Source organism: Pseudoroseicyclus tamaricis (genome assembly GCF_012070395.1).
GTDB lineage: Bacteria > Pseudomonadota > Alphaproteobacteria > Rhodobacterales > Rhodobacteraceae > Pseudoroseicyclus_A > Pseudoroseicyclus_A tamaricis.
On the sequence record NZ_JAAFYS010000004.1, the window covers coordinates 1 to 26,996 of the forward strand.

The following is a 26,996-nucleotide window of genomic DNA, read 5'->3' on the forward strand; positions in this document are numbered from 1 at the left end:
ATTTTTGCGGGCTTCGGTGTTCGGCTATTGCTCTCCCAGAAGTAGGTTAGCTCGGCCGCTTCTGAAGAAGCTGCGAACGGCAGTATTCTGACCGGTCATGCTCTCCTGATTTGAATGCGAACGGCAGCTCCGTCCGCACTGCCGACGCTCGCGCCAGTCGCAGGGAATGGCCGCTTCGGCGTAGGTCGCCCGGTCAGAGGCAACGCTTCTGACGGAAAGGGCAGAGCAATGGGATGCCGTCTAAAGGGTGGGAATTGTCACAAAGTTCTGCCTCCAAGGCCTAAAATTCTCCTTGATTTCAGCACCCGAACATCTCGATGCTGAACCGAACCTGCCTTTTTCGTCAGATAAGTTTGCCTCTGGCTGAACGTGAAAAAGCCGGCGCAGTGGCCGACTTCCTTCGACTGATGTTTTAGAGAACGTCGTTTCGCCTGAAAACCATGTTGGCGCGTGGTCCAAGTGGAAGAGGCTGCGCCCCGCGGTCGAGCTGGATCACGGCTTCGACGCTTGGCAGCCGCCCGCTCGTTGCTGCCAGGTCGACCACCGAAATATGGGTCTTGGAAAACCGCTCCATCGACTTGGCGCAGACGTACCGTCGCCTGCGTCCGCTCTTCAGCTCCACTATGTCGCGAGACTTGAGAACGCCCGCGTCCATCAGGCTGCGGATCGTCCGGATATTGATGCCGAGGAGCTCTGCAGCCCGGGTCGGCCGAACGGCTCCATGGTGATCGGCAGCGATGACCTCACGCAGCACGGCGAGCGATACGCGGAAATCCGGAAAGCATGCGGTGGTGGGGTCGGGGGCATACAGCGGAAGGCGGTTTCTCAGAATGGTTTCGACCACGCGCTCGGTCGGTATGCGGACTCGATGCGATGCCGTCGCAATGTCGAGTAGGTCCTTCGCCTCCGAGTCCTTAACTTGCGCTCGCAGCTTCCCGATGAACCCGTCGAGATCGCGGGGGTGATACATCGGAGAGGCATTCTTTTCGTCGAAGTACTTCTCGACCAGTCCGGGCTTCGTCAGCTTCGCCATCATGAACCGCTCGACGCCGAGATACCTTCCTGCGTCGGTCGCGTTCAGAAGGGCGTCGAAATCGGTCGCGATGTCATTGATGACTTCCGTGGGCACGTAACCGGTCACTACAAAACCCTGGCCAGATGTCTTCCTCTCCGCGAGACCCATCGAGGCCAGGCGGCGCGCCAGCTTCCAACCAGACATGCCATATCGCGAGCGAGCCGTTGAAAGCGAATGAACGTATTGTTCGGGGAAGGGGCGGCCCAATACGATCGAGCCTTCGGAGATCGGGAAGTTGCGGAAGATGAACTCTCGCACCAGATCGCGGATCACATCGAACTGAGGGTCGTCGTCACGGTGGCGCAGCCACTCGAAAAACACGCGATAGCGGGTCCGGTAGAGGGTGTTGTCGACTGGATGCGCCCGCTGGATCTCCTTGAGCTTTTCCCGGAAAGCGTCTGGTCCGTGACGTAGGACACCATAACCGGCAGTGCCTGCAGCCGCCCATTGCGCCGGCGTCACTGTTTCTCGCCGGGCTTTCGGGCCAAGGGTCAGCAGAAGCCCGAAGGCCTCGCAGGTCTGCGCCGCAACATGGACGGGCAAACGGTCCAGCCACGTCTTCCCAGGCCCCTTCTCGATCCTGTTTTTCAGGTAGTGCTCGAACAAAAGGTCCTGATCGTTCGCGATTTGGGCTTCTGGTGGGGAAAAGCCAGAGGTCAGCTTGGTGACGTCGAACCGCTCTCGTGGCCCAGACGAAGTGGGCAACGGAGTGAGGTAACAGCCGTGCAAGCCGCAGGTGCGGATTGAGGTCAGCTGCCACAGACCGAGATGCCCAGTCTCGCTATCGTTTGAAGCGTCTTGTAGGCATTGTGGACAGCCTTTGAGAGCGGTTCGGCTGAAGGCCGTGAATTTGATCTCCTCCAGGCCCAGCCGGAACCAGCCAGGGGAGATGAGCGCAGGCGTGTTTCGACGCAGTTCCGCCTGATCGACACCGGCAAGTGCGGCCAGCCGCGCGCAATCCTCTTGGTCGCCATTGGTTAGGTTGAGATAGTCGATCCCGAAGTCAGACAAAAACATGGCCATGCCTGACACGCCATTGCGACGTGCCAAGCGGGATGCGAGAGAGGTTGCGGATTCTCCGAGATGGTATTTCACGTTCAAGGGCAACGCTTAACGGTCGAGAACATCATGTGCGGTTCTCCCGAGAAAACACCTGACGGGCGTCGATGCGCATGAAATCCGGCACGACAAACGGATTGAATTCGGCGTCGCAGGAGGTCCGCCGATGGTACGCCCTGATGAAATTGTGCCGGTTCAGTGTCTCCTGTCCTTGCAGGAAGGCATCCTCGATGGCGTCGAGGATCAGCACGATGGCGATGCCGAACTGGTTTGCCGCGGCGTGGACCACGCGTTCGCCGTGGGACAATTCCAGCACGTCCTCCTCTGGTGCGAGGTTCGACCGCTCGCAGTAGCTCTCGAGCAGGTCGAGGATATCATCGCCATATGCAGCGGGGGATAGGCTCTCGAACCGAAAGGTCTTCATGCGCCGCGCGAGCTGGTGGTCGTGGTTGAGGATGTCTTCCAGCTCGTTTGTGCCCGAAAGAATGATCCCGACCGGCCATTCCGGGTCCGTCATCAGGGTCTTCAGCATGGATGTGACTGAATCCAGCTCGTGCTTGGTTCCCCGCGACGCCAGGTCCTGCGCCTCGTCGAGATGCACGAAAAGGACACGCCGCTCCTTGAGGTGATGTTGAACCAGGTCCCAGATGTACCAGGCATGGCGATCGGCACCGATGGGGTAGCCAAGCGCCCGAAGGAGCATCTGCCCGACGAATTTCAGCTTTGCGGGTGATGGCACCCGCAAGCTGATGATGGTTGAATCTCCGTAATCCCGATCGGCCAGCCTCCGGCTTTCCTGGGAAAGAAAATGGGTGATTGCCGCGCTTTTGCCGGCCCCCGAGTGCCCGGACAGGGCAAGCCCTTGCGCCTCGCTGATGCGGCCGGTCTGGATGTCTACGAGCCTTTTCTCGGCGAGGATCGAAAACCCTTCTGCCAGTGGAACGAAGCGCTCGTGATCGACGAAATACCCCTTCAGTTCAGCGACCCGTTGTGCTGCTCGGGTGATCAGATCATTTCCCATCATTGAACCCCCAGCGTCTGCGGGTCTTGCGTCTTGTTCGACGCTCGGACCCCGGCCCGCTATCGTCGCTGTCTGACTCCCGGGATGTGTCCGTGGGTGGAGTAATGGTGATCGCGTCATTGAGCAGATCGTTGCTCGGCGGCACGTATCCCAACCGCTGCGCGTCAGAGCGGAGCGGATGGTGCAGTCCCGCATCTGCACGTGCTATCTCCACGTCGGTTGTGTGGTACGGCGTCAGGGCGCGCAACGCGAACGCACGACGGTTCGCCTCGGAAATTCGTTCGATGGCGCGCTGAACCGTGGGCGCGTCCAGTTTCGCGGCGCGCGCATGTGCGTGTCGAACAGCCCGAATTCCCTCACGCAGCTCTTCGAAGCTCACGCCCGCGAAGCCGGGCTGATTGGCGAGCGCCGGATACCAGGTGGCCCCGACCTTGACGGCGATCCAGCCGATGTCCTGCAGATCGACCCTGATTTCCACTTCCCGTATGGGGGAGTGGAGATAAGCTTCCCGCAGCGCCTCGCAGCTATAACTAAGCCCAGAGAACAGCACGCCCTCGTCATTGAGTTTCCGGGTCAGCGGCCTGCCGAATGCTTTTCTAAGGGTCAGGCCATCCGGTACCGGAGGCGTCCCGTGTTCGGCAATCAGGCGCTTCCATGCTGCATTCGGGGTTTCTCCTTTCAGCGAGCCGTGTGGCTGATTGTGATAGATATCAACGATATAGGTCAGCAGAACCTTGATGAGATCGTCGTCGCATAGGCAGGCGAGCATCTCGGAGGGGTAGTCACCACGATCCACGGTGTCGAAGAAGGTACGACCTGCCAAGAGCGGCATGAGCTGATGCCCGAGTGTGCGGAAGAAGGACTCGATGTGCCCCCGCATCCAGGGAATCCCGGCAGGCGGCAGGTGTGACGTGATCCCGAGCGAAGCCACCGTCGTCTGGAAGGCATCCGAGACGAAGGCAGGCCCCATGTCGGTCACGAGGGTCCCGATCCCGCCGTGGTGATGCCATGTGCTTTCGCATTCGGCCGCCTGCGCCAGCGGGGTCTTGTCCTCGAAGATCTGCCGCAGCGCGCGGATCGCATCATCCGAGTTTGGCGTTTCAGCCAAACGCATCGACACGACGCATTTCGTCGCGTAGTCGATTGCAATGTAGAGCCAGCGCCGCCCGGTCTCGAATTTCTTCTGCCGATCCGGCGGCAGATGCTCCCAGATGCCTGTCAGCGTCAGCAACGACATGACGTCGAGCTTGTTTTCATCCATTTCGACCCGCTCCATCGGACGCACGACATCAGGACCGTTGCTGCTCATGGCGAACTTCCGGGCAGCCGCAGACGTGCCATGCCGTTTGGCGTAGACGTAGAATGGGTCAGCCGAGTCCAGTCGGCGTTTAACGCTAGAGGCCGAGGGGACCATTAGCAGCGTTGCGCCCGCGCTGGTTCTGCGCGCGTTCTCTTCGGCGAACAGCGCCCGTGTTTCCTGAATAGACTGAACTTTGCTCGGTCGCTGCGTGTCGGCGTAGATCTCGATGACTTGGTTCATCAGGGCTTCTGCCTTCGGGCACCAGCGCCGGGTCCGATTGCCGGATAGATGTGTGGCCGGAATGAGTGAAAGTGCGGAGTAGCCTGCAGCCTGGTAGGAGCGGACCCAATGCAAGACCGTCCGGCTTGCCGGCAGCTTGCGAGTTTTTATTTCCTTGCCCGGTCGTACTTTGGCAAAGGCCGATGCGCCTTCGCCAACCAGCCTAGCCGTCGCTGATGCGAGCTGCGCTTTCGCCTGCTCATATGCCCGCTGCGTGCGTTTGATGAGGCCCGCTGCTTCGAGCGCCAGGAAGGCGTCACAGACGGCCTTCCGCCAAATCACCAGCCGTGCAGTCTTTTCCGGCAGCTCGCTGATGACCTCCACAGGTTTGTCGCGACGCGCCTCTTGCGTGGCCCGGTCGAAATACCCGGCAAAGTAGGTCGTGTCCGGCCGACGCATCATCTCGGCGAGCTGATGATGGGAAAATGCCTCGATGATGCCAGGCTGGCCGACGCGCTCGAAGGTGCCGCCGATGTCGTTGATCTCAACCGGTCGCATGGCGACGCCTGCCGTCGTGATCATGTCGGAGCTCGAGAAGCGGAAACGTAGGGTCATACTGTTACCTCCACCAGCGAGGGGCGGGACCAGGCGAGTGTCCGGGCCGCTTCAGCTGCGGCGGCCCGGTCGAGGTGCTGGTCGGTGACCAGGAGCACCCGGTCGGCGAAGGATTTGGAGACCGCTGCCGCAACAGCTTCGAGCTCGGAGGCAAAGTTCAGCTTCAGGACTCGCTGCATGGGTTTGATCGCGACCGCGATCCGCTCGCCATCCGCCTTGGTGACGAGGAAGTCGAAGACATGTCGCGCGGGGCGGCCGTCGGTGCCGACATAAGAAATCGCCGGGGGCTGTTCGCGGATGTGATGCACGTCCTCTCGCACCAGCATCAGGCAGAGAAAGGCGTATTCGAGGGCGCTCTCGAAGTGGATGATGCGCGGGCGCTCGAAGCCGGGCAGCAGCGCGACCATGTAGCCGCGAAGGCTTCCCTTGGAACGGCGCGCAGGAACTCGGGTCGCGTGGCTCGGTTCCGGCCCGCGGTAGATCAGTTTTTTCTTCATGATGGTTGGAGCGCACCTCACCTGGGCGCCGACACATGTGGATCGGAGCAGGCGCGGGGCGACATCCCCCTATGTTTGAGATGAGTTTGACCGCCCTGCCAGGAGACGCCCCGGCAGGTTGACTTTTCTTGAGACTCAGGGGATGAATAAGAGGTCGGGTCCAAACGACGCTTATTCGAAAAGGCCTTCTTGCTTAGCGCGGGGAGGTCTTTTCTTTTCCCAGTGTCAGGTTTGCTCGGTTGGACGTTCCTCCTCTGCCGGGTATCGGTCCGGGAACAGCTCAGCCGGTGTCGTGCCGACCGCGTCGGCGAGGGCTTTCTCGATTTTCGAGGACCGACGCAGACCTTGGCTAACAAGCGTGACCGTCGAACGCAGCACTTCAAGCTCGCGGGCGACTGAGGCGATGGACCTACCGCGTAATCGCAGCTCCATCTTCAGGCGCTCGTGAGCAGGATTCACCGTGTGGGACATCGATGCTGTAACCATGGTTGCTGGCACTTCGTGGTCCGGAGGGAATCAGCTATCAACGAATCAGTCAAGAAGAACTGTTTGAAATCAGGTGGTTAAAAAGTAGGGCGAAATTCGCGGCACCACTGCTTCGAGAATTTCACCGGAGTTTTTAGCCAAAGGAGGGCGCATGGCGAACGCTAGAAACTATCTGGCCATAGCCGGAGAGAACGTTTTCATTTTCGAGAATGGCCACGGAACAGGAGTGCATCATTCAGAATTGCTGGGCCTGATGGCTGAAAGCCGGTCTTTGGCGGAGGTTAAGAAGAAATTTCGCGCTAGTCGTTCCAGCCTCATCAAGACGCTTGAGCATTTTGGCTTTGATTTCGACATGCTGCTCCGCGAGCAGTTTCGGGAGGGTCATCGCGATACGACTCTCGCAAGACTTCACCGCGTCGGCACGAAGTGGATAGCTGAAAAGAGACGTTCGCTCGGCTTTTCTCGCGAGCAGGGTCGCCCGCCCGCGATACCGCCGACAGCTTCGTGGGAGCCGCAGAGCTACTTGGTATCGACCGTAAGACATACCAGAAGCTGTACTTAGGCGCGTTGAAATCCGGTTGTGCTACCAAACCGACCGTCTTAGGGTTCCCTGTCGGTCCGGCACGATTTGATGGGGCCGAAGGCGTGGGGGCGGAGGCAAGTCGACTCCTGGGCACATGAAACTGCCGTTCAGGCAGGGCGCGGCGAAGGTGCGGTTCGGGCCCAGAAAGGTCATTCTCAACGGTATGGATTTCGTGCCTGCAGCGAAGGACGCGGCACCTCGAACGGGAATAGCCGGTCGCTCACACGTGGTCGGTCGCTGCAGTGCAGCTTTCGCGAACCGGTCACTCGGCTCTTGGCTACGAACGCCCTCAGGCGATCCAGATCGAGACGATTTTCCAGCATTCCCTAGACATGTTCGCCATATTGCCTCGCGCAAACAGCAAACTTGCTTGGCGAGACGGGGGAGCTGAAACTACTGATCTAAAAGGAGTTCAGTATTTCCGTTCAGTAAGAAGTCTCAGGATTACTCGAAATCCAGACGTCACTCCATCGCCCAGCACTACGCCATAGCGGCGAAGCGCGGTTTCCAACTTCCCGCAATGCACAAGTATGCTCTGAGGAATCGGATCGACACTCCAATTGAGAGACGAGAAACGATTAAGCTCACGTGCGAAGACGCTCCAATCTTCGCCCCGCAAAGGCTTTGGGGAGCTTTCATTCAATTTTCCGTTCCCGCCACGCACGGCGTCTATTGCATTATGGACGGTTGACAGCAACTCAGCGGATTTGCGATCCTCTGACAAGATTACGCACTGCGCATCAAGACCTGTTCGCGTAAAATGACAAGGATTAAGACTTTCCTCGAAGGCGACTGTATAGAGGTAAAGCTCTCCGAAATCAAAATTGCGGGTGCACAGATCTTCGATCTTGCCAATACCATGCTTCGGGCAAAACGCGTACTTGCCGAGGAAGCGCTGGTCCCGACTTACGGCCTCGCTATGGTTGCCACATTCTTCGGTTATTTCGCTCGGTTCAGACTTAATCTCTCTCGCAGCACCAGGCTTATCGTCCAGAACCCGAACACCGTTCAGACTAATGGGTCCGGTGTTGATGACGCTCTCTAGTTGGCGCTTGTCAAACGTCGCATAGTCTAGACAAGCACCGCAGAACGATATACCGGAAATGTCTGAGCTGATAAAATTAATGTGTGAAAGGTCTTCCCCGACTAGGCATACACTGGGGTCCCCGCCATACAGCCTAACAGCGGAAACAAAATCGGTCTCAGAGCACGCCCGTGCCCTGAGCAGAAGTTTTTCGTTCTTCCGGATGCGTTGCCCGTACACTCTCCAGCGCTCCGTTCAATAAACTTCTTTCAGAATTTCCAAAATTTCATTGGCGGGTCCATACTTGTCAAGAATTCTTTGGCGAATACGAACTATGCTTGGATCCTCGCCCATTAGATCGGCCTCCTTTGTCTCAAGTGCCTCAGCTATCGCAGAAAGAGCCTGAAGGGACGGCTTTTTCTTGTTCGACTCGATAAGGGAGACGTAATTTCTGGATAAGCCACTCATCTGAGCAAGTGATACTTGCGACAGTCCTTTTTCATGTCGTTTACGGCAAATTGCCGTGCCTACATCCATGTCGGCCTCCTTGCGACCACAGAAAGTCGTCGGACGCGCCTATTTGCTGGAATCTGCCTACTTCTGGTGCGAGGGGGCGCGCCCTATGACTTCCCTGTCTCAGAAACCCATGCACCGAGATACTCATACTTTTGGCCAGAGCCGCACACCTTGCGCTACTATGGAAAGAGTTCCAGCACACTCTCCCAGTATTGATGGGAGGCAAATCTACCCCCCTCTTAGTCGTTTTAAAGCCTACTTTTCGTTTCGTATCAGTGGTACACCTCCAAAAATCTGGAATATCATTATTCCGTCAGGGTGAATTGAAAGGTTTCGTTGCTTGATTCTTGCACTACCGGGTCGAACACCTCTTTCTCACGAGCCATTTATGAGAAGCCCAGAAGGATGCTGATGATTGAGGCGGCAAGTGATAGAAGCTCAACCGATCGTTTTGAGAGCCCGTAGCCTTGTGAGAGCTCATGCTCAAGTTCAGCTATTAGGTCCTCAATCTCCTTCGTCAGGTCTTCCCACTCCTCATTTTTCTCAAGCTCCCTATGGATCAGCTTGAGCACTTTCAGGTGCTTTTCAGCGGTTTCTCTTAGAGCCATACTACTCTCCGTTTGAGGTCCAAACGGAGGGCAGACACCGCCTCACGAGCAAGAGAAGGGCAGCGCGCCTTCTCTATCTTATGGCTACCGCTGTGTTGACTGAGAGTCAACAAAGTTCATCATCCAGATGATACGAAATCGCGGACAGGCGACGAGCTTGTTCCGACAAGAGGTACAGCACGTCGGACGATGACTACGTTGGGGTTGCCTGGCCGCACCGCTAACGAATTTTCCTTCTTCAATGACCGCCGCACCATCAGCGGAGGCAAGGGGTTTCGCCGCGGTGGCACGAACAGCGGGTGTCTCTGATTGGAAGGGACGCTGTGCCGCGCCGCAGCAAGTCCGTCTTGCACCCTTCATCATGGATGACTGCGAGGCGCGGCATGAACCGAGCACGCGCGGCGAACGGCAGAATTGTCCTGCACTGCGGCCCTTCGAGTGATTGCCGTTGAAAGTCCGCTCCGCAGCAAAGTTTGGACGAGGCGAAATGCATAACTATGGCACCGGGCACGCTGCGAGCAAGGATGGTCCCTTGCTGCGTTTTGCCCTCCTCAAAAGGCGGTCACTGTGCCAGACTTGAGGCTCTCGACGCTATGCCGTCCTCCAGGAAACCTATCAGCAGCACAGAGTTCACCTTGGCGAATATGAGGATAACGAACCTGCCGGACGAGCTTCACGAACGCCTCCGCGCTCAAGCTGAAGCGAATAAGCGGAGCCTTGAAGCCGAAGTGTGCTCGATCCTCATTCAGTCGGTCATCGCGTCTAGCGAGGACGGGTTCGGCCGTCGCATACGTAAACGCTACGGGGCCTACCTTGGGGACGACCTGTCAGTGGAAAGAGATCAGACGAAGAGCCACTCGGGCGTATTCGACTGATTTCAAAAGCCATCAGTGTGATCTCGAATCTGTCACTGCAGTAGCGCAAAATCGAGGGCTTCTACTCGTTGGCGCACCGTAATCGCAGGATTGCGCCTCACATCCTACGACGACGGAGCCATCTACTCCTGTCCGATAGGGGATCGTTCAACGGACGTTTTGATTTCGCCTCGCGCTCCTTCTGCTGTTGGGGAAACTATGTCTCGATAGGGTGGTACGATTTGTTTATCGCTGAAGGGGCCGCTTGCGTTACGCTTCTCCCATGACGACGGCACATCAATTGAAGAGCGTGTTTTTCGAGATCTACCTTGGGAAGGTGTCATGTCTTCTTTTGAGACGGCTCGTGCCATTATCGGAAATGATCCCTCGATCATTTCTCAGATTCAAGTCCGTTTCGGTGCCGGTTTTGAGCCAAATTTTGAGAATTGGATCGACACTCCGAAATTGAGAGTCGCTCTCGGCCGAACCGCAAAAGAAAAGAACTGGTTCAAACGTCAAGATTTTGGCGCGGAATGGGCTAGTGCGATTGCTGCATGTCTCGAAAATAGTGACATTCGCGAAAGTGATTTGGCTCAACAGCTCAAAAGCCTGCGGAAATGGATTGACCATGTGTAATCTCGCGGCAACCCTAGCAGCTTACCGAGGCTCAGGATTTGTTGTGGCGCCTGCCGGATTTGGCAAAACATATTTGATAGCAGAAGCGACGGCCCTTTCAGATGGCCGACAACTCATCCTGACGCATACATATGCTGGCGTGAATGCCCTCCGGCGAAAGTTACGCATTTTGGGGGTCAATGAGCACCAGTTTCATGTTGATACAATTGCGAGTTGGGCACTGCGCTTGTGCCTTTCCTACAAACACACTTCCGGTTGGGCCATTGAAAGGCCAGCAAACAACGATCAATGGAATGCACTATACGCTGCCGTCGGTGATTTGCTCGACCATGACTTCGTTAGGCGGATTATCCAGTCGTCATATGTCGGTCTTTACGTGGATGAGTACCAAGACTGCTCAGTTAGCCAGCACGCTATCGTAATGAAAATTTCCCGCGACCTCCCATGCCGCGTGTTGGGTGATCCCCTGCAGGGAATATTCGATTTCGGCGGCCAACAGTCAGTCGATTGGGCTCGTGATGTTGAAGGCGTGTTCGCACAGATTGGCCAGCTTGATGTACCACATCGTTGGGTGCAGGCAGGTGCAGGCCAGCTCGGAGAGTGGCTGCGCAACGTTCGCGAAAACCTCAAAAACGGAACTACGATAGATCTTAGACGACGTCTGCCTCAGGGAGTTAGGTATGTTGCGGCAAACGCTGCACCGCAAGATCTTCAGCGAACACAGGGCAACACATGCCGCTATTTTAATTGTGGACCGGGGCAAACGGTCATTGCCATTCATAACGGCAGTCAAGAATTCAAGGCGAAATGTCATCGTCTGTCGCAAAACTTATCTGGACGATACTCTTCAATTGAGGAGGTCGAGGGGCGCGATATGTTTGCGTTCTTCAGTCGTATGAATACTGCTGCCAGCAATAGTCGCCGCCTTCAAGAAGTCATCGCGTTTGCTGGAAAGTGTATGACGCAGGTGAATGCGAGCCTACCAGCTGGCACATGCCGGGGGGAAGCGGTCGCTATTCGCGCAGCTACCCGTAGCCCTAAAGTGGCTAGGTTGGCCAATGAATACTTGGATAATCCCACTAGCGGCCGCATGGCAGAGCTTTTGAAGGCAATCAAAGGGCTTGTCCAGACGAACGTGACGCGAGCCGATCTCCTCAACCGCGTTCTCGGTGTCTTAGAGAAGCATTCGATGTATCCCAAGCTGACATTTGATGAAGCCGCAGAAAAGTACCAACGCGAATTTCGTTTCAAGGGGCGCCTGGTTGGCAATCTTCGCCAAATTGGTACGACGCTGCTCGTGAAGGGATTGGAGTACGACCACGCCATCGTTCTGGACGCGACGACACTATCGCGCAAGGAGCTTTACGTTGCGCTGACACGCGGTGCTCGAACACTCACGATCATATCGACCAATCCCGTGTTGAATCCGGCCGCATGATTTCAGCATATCCTGCCGGAAGTCATCTTTGGAAGCAACCTTAACTCGGAGCAAAGAGCTCGATGACGAGGAAAGCAGAAAATTAAAGGGGCATCATAATGGTGAAAATTGTAGTGAGCCGGGAACCTGGTGGACGTTTTTCTACCTCTACTAAACACACAGGCCTTTCGCAAAGAGATAGCTTGGAGGCGATAATGTCGAACTTGTGTGATCACTTGGGTATTAAGACAGTCTAAAAAAAATTTGGCGCACGAGGCGGTACATTTTACTGCCCCAATAATGAAATCGGTGTGTATCAGAGCGCTACCAATACGATATTGGGATTGTCAGCTAAGTTAAGCTTGTCAAAAGATTAAGAACTTTGAGTTTGCTTCATCGATCGATCAAGCTCACACCCAAAGAAAGCCGTGAAATCCCAGGTTGCTGCGCAGTAAGCGTCCGTTTTGCGAAGGCCGCACCGCGGCGTTGCGCGGTATCGCGAACGACCGCAATAGGCCGTGAGTGTCAGGCAGCGGGAGGCCGGAGGGGCCATACGGTTTTTCCGCTTCAGCAGTTTTACCAGGGCATCTCGCGATTACGGTTGCCCCGCTGCGGACAAACAAAATCGGCGCGTGTTGCAATGTCGGCGCGCGGCAACTCCCTGATTTGGTATCCGAGCGCGGTGTAGGTCTCCCGCATGACTGCGCCGGTCGCTTCGGCCTCGGCACGGGTCTGCTTGCGTTCGGTGTCCTGTGTGAAGATCTTATCCCAGTAGGGGGTAAGGAAGACGCGGGCGTTGTAGCGGGCTGCCTTGGCCGCGGTAGCGACGTGGGGCGGCACGGGGAGGCCGCAGAGGGTCAGGTAGCCCATTATGTCGGGAATGCCCCGGTCGAAGATCACGGGGCCTGAGAGTGCCTGAGCGTCCTCGTAGGCGCGGAGGTCGCGCTCAAGCATCCGTTCGGCATAGGCCATGCGGTCCGCCCAGCGGAGGGCGTCTCCGCCGCTGGCCACCTCCTCGCGGATGACCGCGCGGCCGGATTCGGGGATCGTGTGAAAGCCGCGGCGGGAGAGCTCGGTGATCAGGCTGGTCTTGCCCGCACCAGGGCCGCCCGTCACGACGAAGAAATGGTCGCTCATGGGCCATCCTCGGGTTTGACAGGGGAAGGGCTGCGCAGCGATCGACGTTCCGAAAGACGCGGATCAAGGCAGCATGGATTTTCGTAGGGAAAACAACACCTGTCTGCGCGGCAGAGGCAAATCCTCTGACGAAAAAGGCAGAACTATCTGGTGCGTTTCAAAGGGGAAATGGTGGAGCCTAGGGGGATCGAACCCCTGACCTCTTGCATGCCATGCAAGCGCTCTCCCAGCTGAGCTAAGGCCCCGTCCGGCACCCTCTCGGGCGCGTGCCGCTCTCTAAGAGACGGCCCGGGCGAGATCAAGCGAAAAATCCCGCCCGGCTGGTCCTATGGCGGCGGCCTGTCCGGCCGCCCGCCGATCACCCGCAGATCAGTCCTCGTCGTCCTTGCCGGCGACGTCGCCCAGCTCTTCGAGCGAGACCGAATCGTCGTCGTCGTCGTCTTCCTCGAGCACGTCATCGCCGAGATCGACGTCTTCCTCCTCGTCGTCCTCGATCAGCAGGTCGTCGTCATCCTTGTCCTTGCTGGCGAGCTTCTTGGTCTGCGCGTCCTCGGCGTCGGCCACCATCGTGCGGCTCTTGGCGGCATCGACGGTGACGGTCTGGCCCGTGTAGGGGCTGACGATCGGGTCGCGGTTCATGTCGTAGAAGCGCTTGCCCGTGGTCGGGCAGACGCGCTTCGTTCCCCATTCTTCCTTGGGCATGGCTGGTCCTCATGTTGCGGCTTCGGTGCGGCCGAGGGGCGACTCGGTCGCTTGCCCTTGCGGCGGATTCAGCGCCTCTGCCATATGCGCTGCATGGTGTCAAAACCTTCGGCCAAAGGCGGTTCCGCGATGGCGCATCACGTTCTGCCGGGCGATCCGCCCGTCACGGTCGCCCTGCGCCGCTCGGCGCGGGCCCGTCGCTACACGCTGCGCGTCAGCCACGTCACCGGCGAGGCGGTGCTCACCCTGCCCGCCCGCGCCCGCGAGGCGGACGGGCTGGCCTTCGTGGCCGAGCGCGCCGACTGGCTGCGCGCCCAGCTCGCCGCCCGGCCGGAGGAGATCCGCCCCGCCCCCGGCGGCACCATCCCCTTCCTCGGCAAGGACGTGCTCCTGCGCCCCGCCGCCGTGCGCCGCGTATCCCGCGACGGCGCCGCGCTCGTCGTGCCTGAGGAGCCGCGCCTCCTCGCCCCCCGCCTCGCCGCCTTCCTCAAGGAGGAGGCGCGCGCCCGCCTCCTCGACGCCTCCGAGCGGCACGCCGCCACGCTCGGCGCCCGCTTCGGGCGGATCACCCTGCGCGACCCGCGCGGGCGCTGGGGCTCCTGCTCCTCCCGGGGGGACCTGATGTATTCCTGGCGGCTCGTCCTCGCCCCGCCCCCGGTGCTCGATTACGTCGCCGCCCACGAGGTCGCCCACCTGCGGGAGATGAACCACGCGCCCGCCTTCTGGGCCCTCGTCGCCCGGCTCTGCCCGGGCGAGGCCGCCCAGCGCCGCTGGCTGAAGGAGCACGGCTCCGCCCTCCACCGCCTCCGCCTGGATTGACCGCGCGCCCCCTTGTGATCACATGGCCGCCATGAGCCTCGCCCCCCGCCAGCCCCTGCCCCGCACCGCCGATGCGCCCCGCCCCGCGGAGCCTTCGGGCGCCGCGCATGACCGGCTCTACCGGGCGCTCCGCTCGCAGATCATGCATGGCGAGATCGCCCCCGGCTCGGCCCTCACCCTGCGCGGCATCGGCAAGAGCTTCGGCGTCTCGATGACCCCGGCGCGGGAGTCGGTCCGCCGCCTCGTGGCCGAAGGCGCCCTCTCCTTCTCTGCCTCGGGGCGCGTCTCCACCCCCGCCCTCTCCAACGAGCGGATCGAGGAGCTGGCGACGCTCCGCGCCCTGCTGGAGCCCGAGCTCGCCTCGCGCGCCCTGCCCCGCGCCCACTTCGCCCTCATCGACCGGCTGGAGGCGATCAACGCCTCGGTCAGCCAGATGGTCGCCCGGCAGGACGCGTCCGGCTACATCCGCACGAACCTCGAGTTCCACCGCACCCTCTACCTGCGCGCCCAGGCCCCCGCGATCCTCGCGATGACGGAGACGGTGTGGCTCCAGCTCGGCCCCACCATGCGCGCCCTCTACGGCCGCCTGCGCCGGACAGAGCCGCCCCAGCACCACCGCCTGATCCTCGCCGCCCTCAAGGCCGGCGACGAGCCCGGCCTGCGCATCGCCGTCCGGGCGGACGTCACGCAGGGGCTCAGGATGCTGAAAGGGTAGCGCGGGGAGGCTGGCCTGCGTGGGGGCGCTGCCCCCACACCCCCGAGGGTATTTTTGGCCAGATGAATGGGGATCCTCCACGAGCTTCGGGCGGAGCCGCTGCCCTGGCGCGCGGGGTGGGCGGGCGGGAGCGTGGCAGGGCAGCGGCGGTCAGAGCCGGGCGCCGGTGGCGGGGTCGAAGAGGCAGAGGCCGGTGCGGTCCACCGCCAGCGGGATCACCTGCCCCGGCGCCTCGCGCATCCGTCCGGGGAGGCGGGCGGTCAGGGTGGCCCCACCCAGATCGAGCGTCACGTAGGCCTCGGCGCCCGTGTTCTCGATCATCCGTGCCTCCAGCCGCAGGTCCGGCGCTCCCGTCGCCAGCGACAGGTGCTCGGGCCGCAGCCCCAGCGTCACCTCCTCCGGCGTGCCCGGCGGCAGCTCCATCGCCAGGTGCGTGCCGCCGAGGTCCAGCCCCCCCGGCGCGCGCCGGGCGGGGATGAGGTTCATCGGCGGTGCCCCCATGAAATCGGCGACGAAGGTATTGGCCGGCCGGTCGTAGATCTCCTCCGGCGTGCCGATCTGCTGAACGTGCCCGCCCTTCAGCACGACGATCCGCGTCGCCATCGTCATCGCCTCGATCTGGTCGTGGGTCACATAGACGATCGTCGCCCCCGTCGCGGCATGGATGCGCTTGATCTCGGCCCGCATCTCCACCCTCAGCTTGGCGTCGAGGTTGGAGAGCGGCTCGTCGAAGAGAAAGAGCGCCGGCTCGCGCACCAGCGCCCGGCCCATCGCCACCCGCTGGCGCTGCCCGCCGGAAAGCTGCGCGGGCAGCCGGTCCAGCAGGTGGTCGATCTGCAAGAGGCCCGCCACCTCGCGGACCTTCGCCTCCGCCTCCGCCTTCGGCACCCGGCGGATCTTCAGGCCGAAGCCGATGTTCTGCGCGACACTCATCGTCGGGTAGAGCGCGTAGCTCTGGAAGACCATGGCGATGTCGCGGTCCTTCGGCGGCTCGCCCGTCACCTCGCGCCCGTCTATGAAGAGCCGCCCGCCGGTGATCTCCTCCAGCCCGGCGATGCAGTTGAGCAAGGTGGACTTGCCGCAGCCCGAGGGCCCCACCAGCACGAGGAACTCGCCGGAGCCGATCTCGATGTCGATCCCGTGGAGGACATCGAGACCCCCGAAGCTCTTGCTCAGCCCCTCGGCCCTGAGCGCCGCCTGGTCACCTGAATCCAGCACCGCATCCTCCCTGCCGCACCTCCCCCGAGGTTAATCCTGCGGCACCCCCCTGTCCATCGCGTGTCCATCGCGGCGCGTATGGCCGTGGATCGGGCCTTTCGGGGTTGACCTCTAGCTCTTGTCCGTAAAGGTGCCCGCCAACGGTGGACCGGCGCCCTGCCATCCGCCCTTGCAAACGTATGCAAACGGCCGAGGGACCCCTATGCGTGAATGGTGGCGTGATGCGGTGATCTACCAGATCTATCCGCGCTCTTATCAGGACAGCGACGGCGACGGGATCGGCGATCTGCCGGGCATCACCTCCCGGCTGGAGCATGTGGCCTCCCTCGGGGTCGATGCCATCTGGCTCTCGCCCTTCTTCACCTCCCCCGATGCCGACATGGGCTACGACGTCTCCGACTACACGGGCGTCTCCCCCCTCTACGGCACGATGGAGGATTTCGACGCGATGCTGGACCGCGCCCACGAGCTGGGGCTGAAGGTCATCATCGACCAGGTGCTCTCGCATTCCTCGATCGAGCATCCGTGGTTCGAGGAGAGCCGCTCCAGCCGCGACAACCCCAAGGCCGACTGGTACGTCTGGGCCGACCCTCAGCGCGACGGCAGCCCGCCGAACAACTGGCTGTCGATCTTCGGCGGCTCGGCGTGGGAGTTCGACCCGCGCCGCAAGCAGTATTACCTGCACAACTTCCTCAAGGAGCAGCCCGACCTCAACTTCCATAACCCCGAGACGGTCGATGCCCTCCTCGAGACGATGGAGTTCTGGCTGAAGAAGGGCGTCGACGGCTTCCGCCTCGACACGGTGAACTTCTATGTCCACGACGCTCAGCTGCGCAGCAACCCGCCCTCGGACTGGACCAAATTCCCGGTGAACCCCTACGAGGCGCAGGACCAGCTCTATTCCAAGACCCAGCCGGAAAACATCGCCATCCTTCAGCGCCTCCGCGCTCTGACGGACAAGTACGACGCCCGCATGATGGTCGGCGAGGTCGGCGAGATGGGCCGGCAGATCGACATCATGGCCGAGTACACCACCGGCGACGACCGCCTGCACATGGCCTATTCCTTCGAGTTCCTCAGCTCCGACCAGACGGCGGAGCACTTCTCCAGCCGCATCTCCCGCTTCTTCGCCAAGGCGCCGGAAGGCTGGCCCTGCTGGAGCTTCTCCAACCACGACGTCTCGCGCCACGTCTCCCGCTGGACGCAAGAGGGTGAGCCTACCGAGCCGGTCGCCAAGCAGGCCATCGCCCTCCTCACCTCCTTCCCCGGCACGCTCGGCATCTATCAGGGCGAAGAGCTGGGCCAGACGGATACCGAGATCCTCTTCGAGGAGCTTCAGGATACCGCCAACATCGAGTTCTGGCCGGAGTACAAGGGCCGCGACGGCTGCCGCTCCCCCATGGTGTGGAGCGCGCAGGCCGAGCATGGCGGCTTCTCCGATGCCAAGCCCTGGCTGCCGGTGAAGCCCGAGCAGGCCGCCCGTGCCGTCGACCGGCAGGAGGGGGATGAGGGCAGCGTCCTCGCCGCCTACCGGGAGGCCCTCGCCTTCCGCAAGGAGCGCGACGAGCTGCGCCTCGGCGAGGCCGATTTCATCGACCTGCCCGAGCCCGTGCTCGGCCTCCGCCGCGTCTGGGGCAACGCCCACCTGACGGCGCTCTTCAACCTCTCGGCCGAGCCTCAGGCCCTCTCCCTCATCGGCGCGGGCACGCCCGTCGGCCCCGGCCTCTTCGAGCGGGACGGTGCGTCGCTCGACCTGCCGCCGCGCGGTTTTGTCTTCCTCGAATCGCAGGGCGCGCTAACAGTGACGTTGCGGGAGGTGGAGGCGGCGACCTGACGGAGCGCCGGGGATCCTCCCCACAGGGAGGATACCATGATCAAGACCATCACCGCGCTCGGCGCCGTCCTACTGCTCGGCACCACCGCCATGCCCGCCTTCGCGCTCAGCGAGGGCGAGCTGCTCATCTGGGTCGGCGCCAATCGCGACGAGGCGGCGCTGCGCGAGGCCGTCCAGCCCTTCATCGACGATTACGGCGTGCCCGTGACGGTGGAGGTGGTGGACCCGGACCTGCCGACCAAGTTCCAGCAGGCGGCCGCCACCGGCGACGGGCCGGATATCGTCCTCTGGGCGCATGACCGCTTCGGCGAATGGGCCGCCGGCGGCCTGCTGGAGCCGCTGCCCGCCAGCCCCGAGTGGGTGGAGGGGGTGCTCCCCTCGGCGATGGAGGCCCTGCAGATCGGCGATGACGTCTGGGGCTACCCCGTCTTCGTGGAGGCCGTGCACCTTATCTACAACCGGGGCCTGATCGACGCCCCGCCCGCCACCTTCGAGGAGATCCCCTCGATGGAGATGGCAGAGGGCGTCCGCCCGATCCTGTGGGATTACAACAACATCTACTTCACCATGCCGCTGCTCATGGCGAACGGCGGCTACGCCTTCCAGAAGGTCGACGGCGTCTATGACGGCACGACCACCGGCGTGAACACCGAGGGCGCCGTCGCGGGCGCGCAGGTGGTGGCCGATTTCATCGAGCAGGGCGTGATGCCGGAAGGCGTCGACTACGGCGTGATGGAAGGGGCGATGAACAACGGCGAGGTCGCGATGATCCTCAGCGGCCCCTGGGCGTGGAGCGGGCTGGATTCGGCCGGCATCGACTTCGGCGTCGCCCCGATCCCCAGCGTCGGCGGCGAGCCCTCTCCGCCCTTCCTCGGCGTCGGCGCGCTTGCGATCAACGCCGCCTCGCCCAACACCGACCTCGCGGTGGAGCTGATCGAGAACTACCTCCTCACCGACGAGGGGCTGGCCGCGTGGAACGCCAATGGCGCCCTCGGTGCGCTGGCGGACGAGAGCGCGGCGGAGGCGATGAACGACGAGCGCGTCTCGGGCATGCTGGAGGTCGCCGCCATCGGCGTGCCCATGCCCTCCAACCCGGAGATGGGCGCCTACTGGAGCGCGATGGCCCCGGCGATGACCAACATCACCACCGGCGCCCAGACGGCGCAGGAGGCGCTGGACGACGCCGCCGCCCGCATCCTCGGCGAATGAGCCGGCCTCTCCCCGCGGCGCTGCGGCCCGCGGGGGGAGCCTTGCGATGACCTACGCCTCCGATCCCCTCCGCCGCCCGGCGGCCGGCGAAGAGCCGGACCCCGCCCCCCGGGGCGGGCGCCGCGATACGCATGGCGACGAGCGCCCGGCCGCCCGGGCCCTGCGCCTCGGCCTGACGGCGCTGGTGACGCTCGCCCTGCTCTACGGCGCCTTCCGGCTCTACCTCGAGGGGCTGGCCCTCCTCGGCGCGCTGTTCCTCGCGGTGGCGGTGGGGGTGGCGGTGATCTTCTCGCTCTCCCGCTTCTACGCGGCGCGCTTCATCTTCCCCGGCGTGGCGGCGGTGCTGATCTTCGTCGCCTTTCCGATGGCCTACACGATCTGGATCGGCTTCACGAACTACTCCTCCCTCAACCTGCTCACCTACGAGCGCGCGCAGGATTACCTCCTCGCCCGCGGCTCGGTGGATGCCGAGACGGAGCAGCCCTTCCTCGTCGCCCCCGACGGCGATGCCTTCCGCATCTGGCTTCCCGAATCCGGCCTCCTCTCGGCCCCCGTGCCGCTGGACGACGCGGTGGAGGAGGAGGCCGCCCTCTCCCCCGCCGAGGAGCCCGCCGCCCTGCTGGAGCGGCGAGACGCCATTGCCCTCCGCGGCGGGCTCCAGACGCTCAGCCTGACGACGCCGGAGGGCGTGATCCTCGTCAACGCCGGCCTGCGCACCTTCGCCTCCGTCACCCCCACCTACCGGCTGGCGGAGGATGGCGTGCTGGTGCGGACGGAGGACGGCGCCACCCTCACGCCCGACCAGAGCCGCGGCTTCTACGTCACCGAGGCGGGGGAGACGGTGCCCCCCGGCTGGCGAGTCGCCGTCGGCCTGCAGAACTTCGAGCGCATCTTTCAGTCGCGCGGAATCCGTGAGCCCATCGCGGCGATCTTCCTGTGGACGGTGATCTTCGCCGCCGCCTCCGTCGTCGGCACCTTCGCCATCGGCCTCGCCCTCGCCGTGGTGCTGCAATGGCCGCACCTGAGCTTCAAGCCGCTCTACCGGATCCTGCTGATCCTGCCCTACGCGGTGCCGGCCTTCATCTCGATCCTCGTCTTCCGGGGGCTCTTCAACCAGAACTTCGGCGAGATTAACCTGATCCTCGGCGCCCTCTTCGGCATAAGACCGGACTGGTTCTCCGACCCGATACTGGCGCGGACGATGATCCTCGTCGTCAATATCTGGCTGGGCTACCCCTACATGATGCTGATCGGCATGGGCTTCCTGCAGGCCGTGCCGGAGGATCACAAGAAGGCGGCGGCGCTGGAGGGCGCCTCGGCGCTGAGGGTGTTCTTCACCATCACCCTGCCCCAGATCCTGCCGCCCTTCCTGCCGCTGCTGATCGCCAGCTTCGCCTTCAACTTCAACAACCTCGTGGTGATCCTCCTCCTCACCCGCGGCCTGCCGGACATGCCGGGCACCATCGTCCCCGCCGGCCAGACGGATATCCTCGCCAGCTTCACCTACCGCATCGCCTTCTCCGACAGCCTCCAGCAATTCGGCCTCGCCGGCGCCATCACCCTGCTGATCTTCGTGCTCGTGGCCGGCCTCTCCTATGCCAACTTCGTCGCCATGCGCCGCGCTGGCCGGAGGCCGTCATGAGAGACCTCGCCCTCGCCCCGACCACTTCGGCGGCCCCTCGCCTCCCGCCTCGCCGTCCGCCGCCCCGGCTGGAGCCCGCCCTGCGAGACAGCGCCGCTTTCAACCCGGCCGACCATGCCGCCCCTCCGGCAGACTCGCGACCTGCCCCTCCTCCGAAGCCCCGGTCAGGAGGAGACCCTGTCGCTGGTCACCGACCCCTCCAGCGGTCCGAAAGCCTGCCCCAGCCGGAGGCCGTCATGAGCCCCGCCCTCTCCCCCGGCGCCCCACGGGGATATGGAGGGCGGGCGGGCGATTGCCGAAGGCGAGGCCGCCCCGCCCTCTCCATGGAGGCAAACCGATGATCGTCGAGCGAAAGCGCGACCTCCGCCTGAAGAAGATCGCCGCCCACGGCTTCCTCATCCTCTTCCTCGCGGCGATCATCTTCCCTTTCCTCGTGATCCTCTCGATCTCCTTCCGGGAGGGGAACTTCGCCGTCGGCACCCTCCTGCCCACCAACCCGACGCTGGAGCATTGGTCCCTCGCCCTCGGCATCCCCTTCACGCGGGCAGACGGCACCCTGGTCGAGCCGCCCTACCCCGTGCTCCTCTGGCTCTGGAACTCCGTCAAGCTCGGCCTCCTCGCCGGCGCCGGCGTGCTGGCGATCTCCACCATCTCCGCCTACGCCTTCTCGCGCGTGCGCTTCCGCGGCCGGAGCAGCCTGCTCGACAGCCTCTTCATCGTGCAGATGTTCCCCACCACCCTCGCCCTCGTCGCCATCTACGCGATCTTCGACTCCATGTCCGAGGTCTCCCCCGCCCTCGGCATCGACAGCCACCTCGCCGTGGTCCTCGTCTACTGGTCGGGCGTCGTCATGCACATCTGGACGCTGAAGGGCTATTTCGACGGCATCGACCCGGCGCTCGACAAGGCCGCTGCCATCGACGGGGCGACGCCCTGGCAGACCTTCCGCCACATCTTCCTACCCTTGGCGGTGCCTATGATGAGCGTCGTCTTCGTGCTCGTCTTCATCGGCGCCATCAACGACTACCCCGTCGCCTCGGTCCTCCTGCGCAGCCAGGACAAGCTGACGCTCGCCGTCGGCTCCCGCCTCTACCTCAACGAGATGCGCTACCTCTGGGGGGACTTCGCGGCAGCGGCGATCCTCTCCGGCGTGCCGATCACGATCGTCTTCCTCGTCGCCCAGCGCTACCTCGTCTCCGGCCTCTCCGAGGGCTCGGTGAAGGGCTGAGGACGCGCTACTCCAGCGCGTCCAGCAGGTCCCGCGTCGGCCAGGCATCCGCCGGCATCCCCAGCCGGCGCTGCTCGGCCTGCACCGCGGCGCGGGTCATCTCGCCGAGGATGCCGTCCACCCCGCCGACATCGTAGCCCCGCTCGACGAGCAGCCCCTGCAGCGCCTGCATCTCCTGCCCGGTCAGCCCCGCCTTGAAGGCGTCGGCATTGGCGAAGACGGGCGCCCCCTCCAGCCGCGTGGCGAAGTAGGCGGCGGTGGTGACGTAGACGAAGCTCTCGTTCCACTCGAAGAGCACCGCGAAGTTCGGATAGGCGAGGAAGGCCGGCCCGCGCCGCCCCACCGGCAGCAGCAGCGAGGCCGGCAGGTCGCTCAGCTGCCCCGTCCGCGCCTGCACGCCCATCGCCGCCCATTCCGCCGCCGGCCTCGGCTGGTCCAGCCCCGTGGCGGCCCAGTCCAGCGTCTCGGGCACCAGCACCTCCTGCAGCCACGGCTCGTTCGGCCGCCAGCCGAGCGAGCGCAGGACGTTGGCGCCCGACATCAGCGCATCCTCGGCGGAGGTCTTCAGCGTCACGTGCCCGTCGCCGTCGCCGTCCACCCCGTTTTCCAGGATGTCCCCCGGCAGCATCTGCACCTGCCCGATCTCCCCCGCCCAGGCGCCGGTCGTCGTCGCCGGGTCCAGATCCCCCCGCCCGTAGAGCGCCATCGCCGCGAAGACCTGCGGGCGGAAGAGCTCCGGCCGCCGGCAATCATGCGCCAGCGTCACCAGCGCGTTGGCGGTGTTGAAGTCGCCCTGCACCTGCCCGTAATCGGTCTCGAAGGCCCAGAAGGCGAGGAGGATGCCGCGCGGCACCCCGTATTGCTGCGCGATCCGGTCGAAGGTCGCGTCGTACTGGCTGGAGAAGCGGGCGCCGTTGTCGATCCGGTTCTGGGAGATGAGCCTGCGCGAGAACTCCACGAAATCGAGCTGGAAGACCCCCTGCTGCCGGTCGGCGGCGATGACGCTCTCGTCCCGGCTCACGCCGGCGAGGAAGGCCTGCGCCGTCTCGGCCGGCACGCCGTAGCCCGGCGCCTCCTGCACGAGACCGGCCTTGAAGCTCTCGAAGTCGCCGCCGCAGGGGGCGGTCTGCGCCAGCGCCGGGGTCCCGGCGAGCGCGAGAAGGATGGATAGGTGCCGCATGATATGCCTCCCGTTTTGCGGGGGACCATGGCGGCGCGGGCCCCCCATGTCCACTGACGGCTCCGTGGGGCGCGCCAAGCCGCCTTTCCCTCTGGCCCTCCGCGCGGTAATCCACGGCCCGACCCGAAGGGAGCCCGATCATGGCGATGGACAAGACATTCGACACGAGCGCCGCCGAGCCGCGCCTCTACGCCGCCTGGGAAGAGGCCGGCGCCTTCAAGGCCGGTGCCGGCAAGCGGCGTGAGGAAACCTTCACCATCATGATCCCGCCGCCCAACGTCACGGGCGCGCTGCACATGGGCCACGGCTTCAACAACACCCTGCAGGACATCCTGACCCGCTGGCACCGCATGCGCGGCTTCGACACGCTCTGGCAGCCGGGGCAGGATCATGCGGGCATCGCCACGCAGCTGCAGGTCGAAAAGCAGCTCGCCGCCACCCAGCAGCCCACCCGCGCCGAACTCGGCCGCGCGGCGTTCATCGCCAAGGTCTGGGAGTGGAAGGGCGATTACGGCGGGCGGATCATCAACCAGCTCCGCCGCCTCGGCGCCTCCTGCGACTGGAGCCGCAACGCCTTCACCATGGCCGGCGCCCCGGGCGACCCGCGCACGGGCCACGAGAACTCCCCCGATTTCCACGACGCCGTCATCAAGGTCTTCGTCGATCTCTACGGCAAGGGCCTCATCTACCGCGGCAAGCGCCTCGTGAACTGGGACCCGCATTTCGAGACGGCGATCTCCGATCTCGAGGTCGAGAACATCGAGACCGCCGGCCACATGTGGCACTTCAAGTACCCGCTCGCCGGCGGCGAGACCTACGAATACATCGAGCGTGACGAGGACGGCACCGAGCTCTTCCGCGAGACGCGCGACTACATCTCCATCGCCACCACCCGGCCGGAGACGATGCTCGGCGACGGCGCCGTCGCCGTCCACCCGAGCGACGAGCGCTACGCCCCCATCGTCGGCAAGCTCTGCGAGATCCCCGTCGGCCCGAAGGAGAGCCGCCGCCTGATCCCCATCATCACCGACGAGTACCCCGACCCGACCTTCGGCTCGGGCGCGGTGAAGATCACCGGCGCGCATGACTTCAACGACTACGGCGTCGCCAGCCGCGGCGGCATCCCGATGTATCGCCTGATGGATACCAAGGGCCGGATGCGCGCCGACGGCGCCCCTTATGCCGAGGCCGCCGCCCGCGCTCAGGAGATCGCCAACGGCGACAGCTTCACCGGCGAAGAGGTCGACGGCCTCAACCTCGTGCCCGACCACCTGCGCGGGATGGACCGCTTCGAAGCACGCAAGGCCGTGGTGCAGGAGATCACCGACGAAGGTCTGGCGGTCATGACGGAGGTCACCGACCCCCGCCTCGGCAAAAAGGCCGAGACGGCCCCCGTCGCCCCCGAAGAGGGCGGCGAGGCGCGCGACGAGAGCCAGAACTTCGTCCCCCTCGTCGAGGAAAAGCTCATCATGCAGCCCTACGGCGACCGCTCGAAGGTCGTCGTCGAGCCGATGCTGACCGACCAGTGGTTCGTCGATGCCGAAAAGCTCGCCGGCCCGGCGCTGGAAGCGGTCCGTTCCGGCGCCGTCACCATCATGCCCGAGAGCGGCGAGAAAACCTTCTACCACTGGCTGGAGAACATCGAGCCGTGGTGCATCTCCCGCCAGCTCTGGTGGGGCCACCGCGTGCCGGTCTGGTACGGGCTCGACCTCTCCGCCCCCGACTTCAAGGATGACGAGGGGGACGGCGAGCTCGACCAGGTCGAGCTGATGCGCCTGCTCTCCGAGGGCGGGATGCTGCACCGGGGCGACGTCGCCCGCTGCGCCGCCTCGCTCGACGAGGTGCGCGACGGCTTCTTCGACGCCAATGCCGACGTGCCGGCCCCGATCTCCCACGCCCGGGTGATCGAGGTGGAGGACAAGCACGAGGCGATCCACCGCTTCGCCGAGGGCCTCGCCGAGTACAACGTCAGCCAGGATCTGACGAAGCTCGTCTACCCCGTCTGGCGCGACACCGACGTGCTCGACACGTGGTTCTCCTCCGGCCTCTGGCCCTTCGGCACGCTCGGCTGGCCCGAGAACACCGAAGAGCTGCGGAAGTATTTCCCATCCGACGTGCTGATCACCGGGCAGGACATCCTCTTCTTCTGGGTCGCCCGGATGATGATGATGTCTCAGGCCGTGCTCGGCGAGAACCCGTTCCACACCGTCTATCTTCACCAGCTCGTCCGCGACGAGAAGGGCAAGAAGATGTCGAAGACGGTCGGCAACGTCGTCGACCCGCTCGACATGGTGGACGAGTTCGGCGCCGACGCCCTGCGCTTCACCATGGCGCAGATGGCGGCGATCGGGGGCGTGCTGAAGTTCTCCCGCGAGCGGATCACCGGCTTCCGCAACTTCGGCACCAAGCTCTGGAACGCCTGCCGCTTCGCCGAAATGAACGGCGTTTTCGAGGCAGACGTGCCGTGCACGCCCGGTGCACGCCCGGTGCACGCCGAGCAGACGGTCAATAAGTGGATCCTCGGCGAGACCGGCCGCGTCCGCGAAGAGGTCGACGCCGCCCTCGCCGCCTACCGTTTCAACGACGCCGCCAATGCCCTCTACGCCTTCGTCTGGGGCCGCGTCTGCGACTGGTACGTGGAGTTCTCCAAGCCCCTCCTCCTCGACGGTCCGCCCGAGATCCAGGCCGAGACGCGCGCCACGATGCGCTTCGTCCTCGAGCAGTGCGTGACCATGCTCCACCCCATCATGCCCTTCATTACCGAGGAACTCTGGGGGGTTATGGGCAACCACGACCAGATGCTCATCCTCACCCCCTGGCCGGAATACACGGCGGACGAGCTCATCGACCCAGCCGCCGATGCCGAGATGAACCAGGCCATCGCCCTCATCGAGGCCGTCCGCTCGGCCCGCTCCCAGATGAACGTCCCCGCCGGCCTCTACGTCCCGCTTCTGGAGCTGGAGGCGGACGCCGCCGCACAGGAGGCCTTCACCCGCAACGAAACCCTCATCAAGCGCCTCGCCCGCATCGACTCCCTCACCCCCGCCACCGAGGCCCCGAAGGGCGCGCTCACGGTGGCGGTGCGGGGGGCGAGCTATGCCATCCCGTTGGCGGACATTATCGACGTGGAGGCGGAAAAGGCCCGCCTTTCCAAGGCGATGGACAAGCTGAAGAAGGAGATCGGCGGGCTCTCGGGGAGGCTCAACAACCCCAAGTTCGCCGAGTCCGCGCCGGAAGAGGTGGTCGAGGAAACCCGCGCCAACCTCGCCGCCCGGCAGGAGGAAGAGGCCCAGCTCTCCACCGCCCTCGCCCGTCTGGCAGAGATCGGCTGACCCCCCGGGAGATCGAATTCCATATGGAATTCGACGGCGGAAACCACATGGTTTCCGCCCCCCCCCCGGC

At 63.4% G+C, this 26,996-nt stretch carries 23 protein-coding genes and 1 tRNA gene; 11 read left to right on the top strand and 13 right to left on the bottom strand.

The window, feature by feature from the left end; all coding sequences use genetic code 11:
* Positions 1 to 412: 412 nt before the first annotated feature.
* From GY170_RS15820 to GY170_RS15840, 5 genes are all read right to left on the bottom strand, one after another.
* Positions 413 to 2,170, bottom strand: coding sequence for a TniQ family protein (locus tag GY170_RS15820; RefSeq protein WP_167803328.1), 1,758 nt, complete (start codon positions 2,168 to 2,170; stop codon positions 413 to 415).
* A gap of 31 nt (positions 2,171 to 2,201) precedes the next feature.
* Positions 2,202 to 3,155 (bottom strand): ATP-binding protein, encoded by a 954-nt coding sequence (locus GY170_RS15825; RefSeq protein ID WP_163895416.1) that lies wholly within the window; start codon positions 3,153 to 3,155, stop codon positions 2,202 to 2,204.
* Positions 3,145 to 5,289 (bottom strand): TnsB C-terminal domain-containing protein, encoded by a 2,145-nt coding sequence (locus GY170_RS15830; RefSeq protein WP_163895418.1) that lies wholly within the window; start codon positions 5,287 to 5,289, stop codon positions 3,145 to 3,147. The genes GY170_RS15825 and GY170_RS15830 overlap by 11 nt, the downstream gene beginning before the upstream one ends.
* Entirely contained in the window at positions 5,286 to 5,786 is a 501-nt protein-coding gene (locus GY170_RS15835; RefSeq protein WP_235924225.1) for a TnsA endonuclease N-terminal domain-containing protein, read from the bottom strand. The genes GY170_RS15830 and GY170_RS15835 overlap by 4 nt, the downstream gene beginning before the upstream one ends.
* Positions 5,787 to 6,011: 225 nt before the next feature.
* A complete protein-coding gene (locus GY170_RS15840) occupies positions 6,012 to 6,257 on the bottom strand; it encodes a helix-turn-helix domain-containing protein (protein ID WP_235924226.1) in 246 nt (81 codons plus the stop codon).
* Between the two features lie 166 nt (positions 6,258 to 6,423).
* Here GY170_RS15840 and GY170_RS15845 point away from each other — a divergent pair, with 166 nt between their 5' ends.
* Positions 6,424 to 6,834, top strand: coding sequence for a hypothetical protein (locus tag GY170_RS15845; RefSeq protein WP_163895420.1), 411 nt, complete (start codon positions 6,424 to 6,426; stop codon positions 6,832 to 6,834).
* 433 nt (positions 6,835 to 7,267) lie between these two features.
* On the opposite strand, the gene GY170_RS15850 is transcribed toward GY170_RS15845, so the two are convergent.
* From GY170_RS15850 to GY170_RS15860, 3 genes are all read right to left on the bottom strand, one after another.
* On the bottom strand, positions 7,268 to 8,119 hold the full coding sequence (locus GY170_RS15850) for a hypothetical protein (RefSeq protein WP_163895422.1): 852 nt from the start codon (positions 8,117 to 8,119) through the stop codon (positions 7,268 to 7,270).
* Positions 8,120 to 8,134: 15 nt separating this feature from the next.
* Positions 8,135 to 8,416: a helix-turn-helix domain-containing protein gene (locus tag GY170_RS15855; protein WP_163895424.1), complete on the bottom strand. Its 282-nt coding sequence runs from the start codon at positions 8,414 to 8,416 to the stop codon at positions 8,135 to 8,137.
* 365 nt (positions 8,417 to 8,781) lie between these two features.
* Positions 8,782 to 9,003 carry a hypothetical protein gene (locus GY170_RS15860; RefSeq protein ID WP_163895426.1) on the bottom strand — a complete coding sequence of 74 codons (222 nt, stop codon included), beginning with the start codon at positions 9,001 to 9,003 and terminating at the stop codon, positions 8,782 to 8,784.
* A 644-nt stretch (positions 9,004 to 9,647) separates the two neighbouring features.
* Here GY170_RS15860 and GY170_RS18730 point away from each other — a divergent pair.
* The 3 genes from GY170_RS18730 to GY170_RS15875 all read left to right on the top strand — a co-directional run bounded on the left by GY170_RS18730 (position 9,648) and on the right by GY170_RS15875 (position 11,931).
* Positions 9,648 to 9,878, top strand: coding sequence for a FitA-like ribbon-helix-helix domain-containing protein (locus GY170_RS18730; RefSeq protein ID WP_394351502.1), 231 nt, complete (start codon positions 9,648 to 9,650; stop codon positions 9,876 to 9,878).
* Positions 9,879 to 10,199: 321 nt separating this feature from the next.
* On the top strand, positions 10,200 to 10,493 hold the full coding sequence (locus tag GY170_RS15870) for a hypothetical protein (protein ID WP_163895430.1): 294 nt from the start codon (positions 10,200 to 10,202) through the stop codon (positions 10,491 to 10,493).
* Positions 10,486 to 11,931, top strand: a complete 1,446-nt coding sequence (locus tag GY170_RS15875) for a UvrD-helicase domain-containing protein (protein WP_163895432.1) — start codon at positions 10,486 to 10,488, stop codon at positions 11,929 to 11,931. The genes GY170_RS15870 and GY170_RS15875 overlap by 8 nt, the downstream gene beginning before the upstream one ends.
* A gap of 555 nt (positions 11,932 to 12,486) precedes the next feature.
* Here GY170_RS15875 and GY170_RS15880 read toward each other — a convergent pair.
* The 3 genes from GY170_RS15880 to GY170_RS15890 form a co-directional block, all read right to left on the bottom strand.
* Complete coding sequence (locus GY170_RS15880; RefSeq protein ID WP_163895434.1) at positions 12,487 to 13,047, bottom strand: AAA family ATPase; 561 nt, start codon at positions 13,045 to 13,047, stop codon at positions 12,487 to 12,489.
* A 169-nt stretch (positions 13,048 to 13,216) separates the two neighbouring features.
* Positions 13,217 to 13,292: transfer RNA gene (locus GY170_RS15885), tRNA-Ala, on the bottom strand.
* A gap of 124 nt (positions 13,293 to 13,416) precedes the next feature.
* Positions 13,417 to 13,749 carry a TIGR02300 family protein gene (locus tag GY170_RS15890; RefSeq protein ID WP_163895436.1) on the bottom strand — a complete coding sequence of 111 codons (333 nt, stop codon included), beginning with the start codon at positions 13,747 to 13,749 and terminating at the stop codon, positions 13,417 to 13,419.
* Positions 13,750 to 13,878: 129 nt separating this feature from the next.
* Between GY170_RS15890 and GY170_RS15895 the strand changes: the two genes are divergently transcribed.
* Both GY170_RS15895 and GY170_RS15900 read left to right on the top strand, forming a co-directional pair.
* Positions 13,879 to 14,568, top strand: a complete 690-nt coding sequence (locus GY170_RS15895; protein WP_163895438.1) for a M48 family metallopeptidase — start codon at positions 13,879 to 13,881, stop codon at positions 14,566 to 14,568.
* Positions 14,569 to 14,599: 31 nt separating this feature from the next.
* A complete protein-coding gene (locus tag GY170_RS15900) occupies positions 14,600 to 15,283 on the top strand; it encodes a GntR family transcriptional regulator (protein ID WP_163895440.1) in 684 nt (227 codons plus the stop codon).
* 150 nt (positions 15,284 to 15,433) lie between these two features.
* Here GY170_RS15900 and GY170_RS15905 read toward each other — a convergent pair whose 3' ends face one another.
* Positions 15,434 to 16,501, bottom strand: coding sequence for an ABC transporter ATP-binding protein (locus tag GY170_RS15905; RefSeq protein ID WP_328801101.1), 1,068 nt, complete (start codon positions 16,499 to 16,501; stop codon positions 15,434 to 15,436).
* Positions 16,502 to 16,703: 202 nt separating this feature from the next.
* On the opposite strand from GY170_RS15905, the gene GY170_RS15910 reads away from it, so the two are divergent.
* The 4 genes from GY170_RS15910 (at position 16,704) to malG (ending at position 22,414) form a co-directional block, all read left to right on the top strand.
* Positions 16,704 to 18,335, top strand: a complete 1,632-nt coding sequence (locus GY170_RS15910) for an alpha-amylase family glycosyl hydrolase (protein WP_163895442.1) — start codon at positions 16,704 to 16,706, stop codon at positions 18,333 to 18,335.
* Between the two features lie 36 nt (positions 18,336 to 18,371).
* Complete coding sequence (gene malE / locus GY170_RS15915; protein ID WP_163895444.1) at positions 18,372 to 19,544, top strand: maltose/maltodextrin ABC transporter substrate-binding protein MalE; 1,173 nt, start codon at positions 18,372 to 18,374, stop codon at positions 19,542 to 19,544.
* A gap of 46 nt (positions 19,545 to 19,590) precedes the next feature.
* The gene (gene malF, locus GY170_RS15920; RefSeq protein WP_163895446.1) at positions 19,591 to 21,186 is read left to right on the top strand and encodes a maltose ABC transporter permease MalF; all 1,596 of its coding nucleotides are present in this window, start codon (positions 19,591 to 19,593) and stop codon (positions 21,184 to 21,186) included.
* Between the two features lie 337 nt (positions 21,187 to 21,523).
* Complete coding sequence (malG, locus tag GY170_RS15925) at positions 21,524 to 22,414, top strand: maltose ABC transporter permease MalG (protein ID WP_163895449.1); 891 nt, start codon at positions 21,524 to 21,526, stop codon at positions 22,412 to 22,414.
* 7 nt (positions 22,415 to 22,421) lie between these two features.
* On the opposite strand, the gene GY170_RS15930 is transcribed toward malG, so the two are convergent.
* Positions 22,422 to 23,594, bottom strand: coding sequence for a lytic murein transglycosylase (locus tag GY170_RS15930; RefSeq protein WP_163895450.1), 1,173 nt, complete (start codon positions 23,592 to 23,594; stop codon positions 22,422 to 22,424).
* 140 nt (positions 23,595 to 23,734) lie between these two features.
* On the opposite strand from GY170_RS15930, the gene GY170_RS15935 reads away from it, so the two are divergent.
* Positions 23,735 to 26,926 (top strand): valine--tRNA ligase, encoded by a 3,192-nt coding sequence (locus GY170_RS15935; protein ID WP_163895452.1) that lies wholly within the window; start codon positions 23,735 to 23,737, stop codon positions 26,924 to 26,926.
* The last annotated feature ends 70 nt before the right edge of the window (positions 26,927 to 26,996 follow it).

What these genes read in the sequence shown, in the direction of transcription:
- malG (WP_163895449.1), top strand. Translation starts at nt 21,524, where the DNA reads ATGATCGTCGAGCGAAAGCGCGACCTCCGCCTGAAGAAGATCGCCGCC.
- GY170_RS15880 (WP_163895434.1), bottom strand. Translation starts at nt 13,047, where the DNA reads ATGAGCGACCATTTCTTCGTCGTGACGGGCGGCCCTGGTGCGGGCAAG.
- GY170_RS15830 (WP_163895418.1), bottom strand. Translation starts at nt 5,289, where the DNA reads ATGACCCTACGTTTCCGCTTCTCGAGCTCCGACATGATCACGACGGCA.
- GY170_RS15835 (WP_235924225.1), bottom strand. Translation starts at nt 5,786, where the DNA reads ATGAAGAAAAAACTGATCTACCGCGGGCCGGAACCGAGCCACGCGACC.
- malF (WP_163895446.1), top strand. Translation starts at nt 19,591, where the DNA reads ATGACCTACGCCTCCGATCCCCTCCGCCGCCCGGCGGCCGGCGAAGAG.
- GY170_RS15935 (WP_163895452.1), top strand. Translation starts at nt 23,735, where the DNA reads ATGGCGATGGACAAGACATTCGACACGAGCGCCGCCGAGCCGCGCCTC.
- GY170_RS18730 (WP_394351502.1), top strand. Translation starts at nt 9,648, where the DNA reads ATGAGGATAACGAACCTGCCGGACGAGCTTCACGAACGCCTCCGCGCT.
- GY170_RS15825 (WP_163895416.1), bottom strand. Translation starts at nt 3,155, where the DNA reads ATGGGAAATGATCTGATCACCCGAGCAGCACAACGGGTCGCTGAACTG.
- GY170_RS15910 (WP_163895442.1), top strand. Translation starts at nt 16,704, where the DNA reads ATGCGTGAATGGTGGCGTGATGCGGTGATCTACCAGATCTATCCGCGC.
- GY170_RS15890 (WP_163895436.1), bottom strand. Translation starts at nt 13,749, where the DNA reads ATGCCCAAGGAAGAATGGGGAACGAAGCGCGTCTGCCCGACCACGGGC.
- GY170_RS15875 (WP_163895432.1), top strand. Translation starts at nt 10,486, where the DNA reads ATGTGTAATCTCGCGGCAACCCTAGCAGCTTACCGAGGCTCAGGATTT.
- GY170_RS15900 (WP_163895440.1), top strand. Translation starts at nt 14,600, where the DNA reads ATGAGCCTCGCCCCCCGCCAGCCCCTGCCCCGCACCGCCGATGCGCCC.
- GY170_RS15870 (WP_163895430.1), top strand. Translation starts at nt 10,200, where the DNA reads ATGTCTTCTTTTGAGACGGCTCGTGCCATTATCGGAAATGATCCCTCG.
- GY170_RS15845 (WP_163895420.1), top strand. Translation starts at nt 6,424, where the DNA reads ATGGCGAACGCTAGAAACTATCTGGCCATAGCCGGAGAGAACGTTTTC.
- GY170_RS15895 (WP_163895438.1), top strand. Translation starts at nt 13,879, where the DNA reads ATGGCGCATCACGTTCTGCCGGGCGATCCGCCCGTCACGGTCGCCCTG.
- GY170_RS15860 (WP_163895426.1), bottom strand. Translation starts at nt 9,003, where the DNA reads ATGGCTCTAAGAGAAACCGCTGAAAAGCACCTGAAAGTGCTCAAGCTG.
- GY170_RS15840 (WP_235924226.1), bottom strand. Translation starts at nt 6,257, where the DNA reads ATGTCCCACACGGTGAATCCTGCTCACGAGCGCCTGAAGATGGAGCTG.
- GY170_RS15855 (WP_163895424.1), bottom strand. Translation starts at nt 8,416, where the DNA reads ATGGATGTAGGCACGGCAATTTGCCGTAAACGACATGAAAAAGGACTG.
- GY170_RS15930 (WP_163895450.1), bottom strand. Translation starts at nt 23,594, where the DNA reads ATGCGGCACCTATCCATCCTTCTCGCGCTCGCCGGGACCCCGGCGCTG.
- malE (WP_163895444.1), top strand. Translation starts at nt 18,372, where the DNA reads ATGATCAAGACCATCACCGCGCTCGGCGCCGTCCTACTGCTCGGCACC.